General features: G+C 48.8%; 3 tRNA genes and 3 rRNA genes. All 6 read left to right on the forward strand.

The window, feature by feature from the left end:
- Window positions 1-177 (forward strand): 16S ribosomal RNA (locus L1D22_RS21835); the annotation flags it as partial.
- 67 nt (window positions 178-244) lie between these two features.
- Window positions 245-321: transfer RNA gene (locus L1D22_RS21840), tRNA-Ile, on the forward strand.
- A gap of 14 nt (window positions 322-335) precedes the next feature.
- A tRNA-Ala gene (locus L1D22_RS21845) sits at window positions 336-411 on the forward strand.
- Window positions 412-762: 351 nt separating this feature from the next.
- A 23S ribosomal RNA gene (locus tag L1D22_RS21850) occupies window positions 763-4,533 on the forward strand.
- A 36-nt stretch (window positions 4,534-4,569) separates the two neighbouring features.
- Window positions 4,570-4,685, forward strand: a 5S ribosomal RNA gene (gene rrf, locus L1D22_RS21855).
- Window positions 4,686-4,752: 67 nt separating this feature from the next.
- Window positions 4,753-4,829 (forward strand) — tRNA-Asp (locus L1D22_RS21860).
- The last annotated feature ends 370 nt before the right edge of the window (window positions 4,830-5,199 follow it).

Here is a 5,199-nt window from a genome sequence, read left to right on the forward strand (position 1 = left end):
ACGGTGAATACGTTCCCGGGCCTTGTACACACCGCCCGTCACACCATGGGAGTGGGCTGCAAAAGAAGTGGGTAGTTTAACCTTTCGGGGAGGACGCTCACCACTTTGTGGTTCATGACTGGGGTGAAGTCGTAACAAGGTAGCCCTAGGGGAACCTGGGGCTGGATCACCTCCTTATACGAAGATATTCACGATAAGTGTCCACACAGATTGATTAGGTTTAGAAAAGTTAAGAGACGATATTGGGTCTGTAGCTCAGCTGGTTAGAGCGCTCGCCTGATAAGCGGGAGGTCGGTGGTTCAAGTCCACTCAGACCCACCAATATCGACCTAGATGGGGCTATAGCTCAGCTGGGAGAGCGCCTGCCTTGCACGCAGGAGGTCTGCGGTTCGATCCCGCATAGCTCCACCATCTTTAAGTATTCTCTTAAGAGAGTCTTTAAAAATGGTTCATTTATTGAATCAAGCTCTTTAACAATTTGGAAAGCTGACTGATTACTTAATTGGCTTTCACTTTTAAAAGTGAAATCAAACAGCTCAAGGCTGTGATTAAGTTAATCAAATTTAAAAGTTCTCAATGTTTATCTGCTCTTATTTAATAAGAACGGTATAAACACAACAAACACATTCAAGTGTCTTGTATTCGATTCAAATTCGTTTGAATCACATTGAGTCCGGCAAACAGTCATTGAGAATTAACCCTTCTTAATGACAACCAAAAACCTTGGTTAGTTGCCATACACAAGACCCTTTCGGGTTGTATGGTTAAGTGACTAAGCGTACACGGTGGATGCCTTGGCAGTCAGAGGCGATGAAAGGCGTAATAACTTGCGATAAGCCCAGATTAGGTAGTAATAACCTTTTGAGTCTGGGATTCCTGAATGGGGAAACCCACTTACATAAGTAAGTATCCTGTTGTGAATACATAGCAACAGGAGGCAAACCGGGGGAACTGAAACATCTAAGTACCCCGAGGAAGAGAAATCAACCGAGATTCCGAAAGTAGCGGCGAGCGAAATTGGATTAGCCCTTAAGCTTTTAATGAGACAGATGAAGGCTCTGGAAAGTGCCGCAATAAAGGGTGATAGCCCCGTAATCGACATCTCATCATCAGNAGTCTGGGATTCCTGAATGGGGAAACCCACTTACATAAGTAAGTATCCTGTTGTGAATACATAGCAACAGGAGGCAAACCGGGGGAACTGAAACATCTAAGTACCCCGAGGAAGAGAAATCAACCGAGATTCCGAAAGTAGCGGCGAGCGAAATTGGATTAGCCCTTAAGCTTTTAATGAGACAGATGAAGGCTCTGGAAAGTGCCGCAATAAAGGGTGATAGCCCCGTAATCGACATCTCATCATCAGTGAAAACGAGTAGGGCGGGACACGTGATATCCTGTCTGAATATGGGGGGACCATCCTCCAAGGCTAAATACTACTGACTGACCGATAGTGAACCAGTACCGTGAGGGAAAGGCGAAAAGAACCCCTGTGAGGGGAGTGAAATAGAACCTGAAACCGTGTACGTACAAGCAGTAGGAGCACCTTCGTGGTGTGACTGCGTACCTTTTGTATAATGGGTCAGCGACTTAATTTTAGTAGCAAGGTTAACCGTTTAGGGGAGCCGTAGGGAAACCGAGTCTTAACTGGGCGTACAGTTGCTAGGATTAGACCCGAAACCAGGTGATCTAGCCATGGGCAGGTTGAAGGTTGAGTAACATCAACTGGAGGACCGAACCGACTAATGTTGAAAAATTAGCGGATGACTTGTGGCTAGGGGTGAAAGGCCAATCAAACCTGGAGATAGCTGGTTCTCCCCGAAAGCTATTTAGGTAGCGCCTCGGACGAATACTACTGGGGGTAGAGCACTGTTAAGGCTAGGGGGTCATCCCGACTTACCAACCCTTTGCAAACTCCGAATACCAGTAAGTACTATCCGGGAGACACACGGCGGGTGCTAACGTCCGTCGTGGAGAGGGAAACAACCCAGACCGCCAGCTAAGGTCCCAAAGTATAGCTAAGTGGGAAACGATGTGGGAAGGCTCAGACAGCCAGGATGTTGGCTTAGAAGCAGCCATCATTTAAAGAAAGCGTAATAGCTCACTGGTCGAGTCGGCCTGCGCGGAAGATGTAACGGGGCTAAGCTATACACCGAAGCTGCGGCTACNAATACCAGTAAGTACTATCCGGGAGACACACGGCGGGTGCTAACGTCCGTCGTGGAGAGGGAAACAACCCAGACCGCCAGCTAAGGTCCCAAAGTATAGCTAAGTGGGAAACGATGTGGGAAGGCTCAGACAGCCAGGATGTTGGCTTAGAAGCAGCCATCATTTAAAGAAAGCGTAATAGCTCACTGGTCGAGTCGGCCTGCGCGGAAGATGTAACGGGGCTAAGCTATACACCGAAGCTGCGGCTACRTACCTTAGGGTRYGTGGGGTAGGGGAGCGTTCTGTAAGCCGTTGAAGGTGGTCTGTAAGGGCTGCTGGAGGTATCAGAAGTGCGAATGCTGACATGAGTAACGATAAAGGGAGTGAAAAACTCCCTCGCCGGAAGACCAAGGGTTCCTGTCCAACGTTAATCGGGGCAGGGTAAGTCGACTCCTAAGGCGAGGCCGAAAGGCGTAGTCGATGGGAAACGGGTTAATATTCCCGTACTTCTTACAATTGCGATGGGGGGACGGAGAGGTATCAGAAGTGCGAATGCTGACATGAGTAACGATAAAGGGAGTGAAAAACTCCCTCGCCGGAAGACCAAGGGTTCCTGTCCAACGTTAATCGGGGCAGGGTAAGTCGACTCCTAAGGCGAGGCCGAAAGGCGTAGTCGATGGGAAACGGGTTAATATTCCCGTACTTCTTACAATTGCGATGGGGGGACGGAGAAGGCTAGGTGGGCCTGGCGACGGTTGTCCAGGTTCAAGTAYGTAGGCGGAARGTTTAGGTAAATCCGGACTTTCATAACGCTGAGATACGATGTCGAGCTACTACGGTAGTGAAGTCATTGATGCCATGCTTCCAGGAAAAGCCTCTAAGCTTCAGATTGTAAGGAATCGTACCCCAAACCGACACAGGTGGTCGGGTAGAGAATACCAAGGCGCTTGAGAGAACTCGGGTGAAGGAACTAGGCAAAATGGTACCGTAACTTCGGGAGAAGGTACGCTCTTATCAGTGAAGTCCCTTGCGGATGGAGCAGACGAGAGTCGCAGATACCAGGTGGCTGCAACTGTTTATTAAAAACACANGTGAAGTCATTGATGCCATGCTTCCAGGAAAAGCCTCTAAGCTTCAGATTGTAAGGAATCGTACCCCAAACCGACACAGGTGGTCGGGTAGAGAATACCAAGGCGCTTGAGAGAACTCGGGTGAAGGAACTAGGCAAAATGGTACCGTAACTTCGGGAGAAGGTACGCTCTTATCAGTGAAGTCCCTTGCGGATGGAGCAGACGAGAGTCGCAGATACCAGGTGGCTGCAACTGTTTATTAAAAACACAGCACTGTGCAAAATCGTAAGATGACGTATACGGTGTGACGCCTGCCCGGTGCCGGAAGGTTAATTGATGGGGTTAGACTTCGGTCGAAGCTCTTGATCGAAGCCCCGGTAAACGGCGGCCGTAACTATAACGGTCCTAAGGTAGCGAAATTCCTTGTCGGGTAAGTTCCGACCTGCACGAATGGCGTAATGATGGCCACGCTGTCTCCACCCGAGACTCAGTGAAATTGAAATCGCTGTGAAGATGCAGTGTACCCGCGGCTAGACGGAAAGACCCCGTGAACCTTTACTACAGCTTGGCACTGAACATTGAACCTACATGTGTAGGATAGGTGGGAGACTWTGAAACCGCGTCGCTAGATGTGGTGGAGTCGTCCTTGAAATACCACCCTTGTAGTTTTGATGTTCTAACGTTGGYCCCTGAATCGGGRTTACGGACAGTGCCTGGTGGGTAGTTTGACTGGGGCGGTCTCCTCCCAAAGAGTAACGGAGGAGCACGAAGGTGGGCTAAACACGGTTGGACATCGTGTGGTTAGTGCAATGGCATAAGCCCGCTTGACTGCGAGAATGACAATTCGAGCAGGTGCGAAAGCAGGTCATAGTGATCCGGTGGTTCTGAATGGAAGGGCCATCGCTCAACGGATAAAAGGTACTCCGGGGATAACAGGCTGATACCGCCCAAGAGTTCATATCGACGGCGGTGTTTGGCACCTCGATGTCGGCTCATCACATCCTGGGGCTGAAGTCGGTCCCAAGGGTATGGCTGTTCGCCATTTAAAGTGGTACGCGAGCTGGGTTTAGAACGTCGTGAGACAGTTCGGTCCCTATCTGCCGTGGGCGTTGGAAAATTGAAGGGGGCTGCTCCTAGTACGAGAGGACCGGAGTGGACGAACCTCTGGTGTTCGGGTTGTCATGCCAATGGCATTGCCCGGTAGCTAAGTTCGGAATCGATAACCGCTGAAAGCATCTAAGCGGGAAGCGAGCCCTGAGATGAGTTTTCCCTGACGCTTTTAGAGAATAAGAAACAGCTTTCCGAATTATTTTACCTTTAGCTTTTTAAAAGCTGAGAGTAAGAAAAGAATTTGCTTGGCGACCATAGCATTGTGGACCCACCTGATTCCATGCCGAACTCAGAAGTGAAACACAATAGCGCCGATGGTAGTGTGGGGCTTCCCCATGTGAGAGTAGGTCATCGCCAGGCTTTAAATTAAATCTTTAGGTTGACCGACCTGGAGATATGGACGCTCACTTAGTGAGTTGACCACTGCGGAGTGGTAGTTCAGTTGGTTAGAATACCGGCCTGTCACGCCGGGGGTCGCGGGTTCGAGTCCCGTCCACTCCGCCACTTATTAGAAAAGCCCTGCTAGAAATAGCAGGGCTTTTTTACATTTGAATCATTGTATATTTCCTTCAGTCGAAAGAGTTCTTCTCTTGCGCGAGTCCGATGGAATACCAGACACTCCGATACTTATACCAATTCCGTTAATTAACTTATCAAGTTTAACCAATCTCTAAAGCAGAGCGAGATCACTCTGCTTTTATCTTCACAAAACCGATTCCACGCTCTACATAATACCAATTCCGTTAATTTTGTGATCTAATATGGACTCTTAAAAGGAGTCCTTATGAAGCATGATTTTCCGAGTCTGATTAATTCCACATCCAATGCTCGGCTTAGAATGCGTTATTTATCCGTTTCTCATTTTGTTGACGGT

Source organism: Vibrio sp. Isolate34 (assembly GCF_022397915.1).
GTDB lineage: Bacteria > Pseudomonadota > Gammaproteobacteria > Enterobacterales > Vibrionaceae > Vibrio.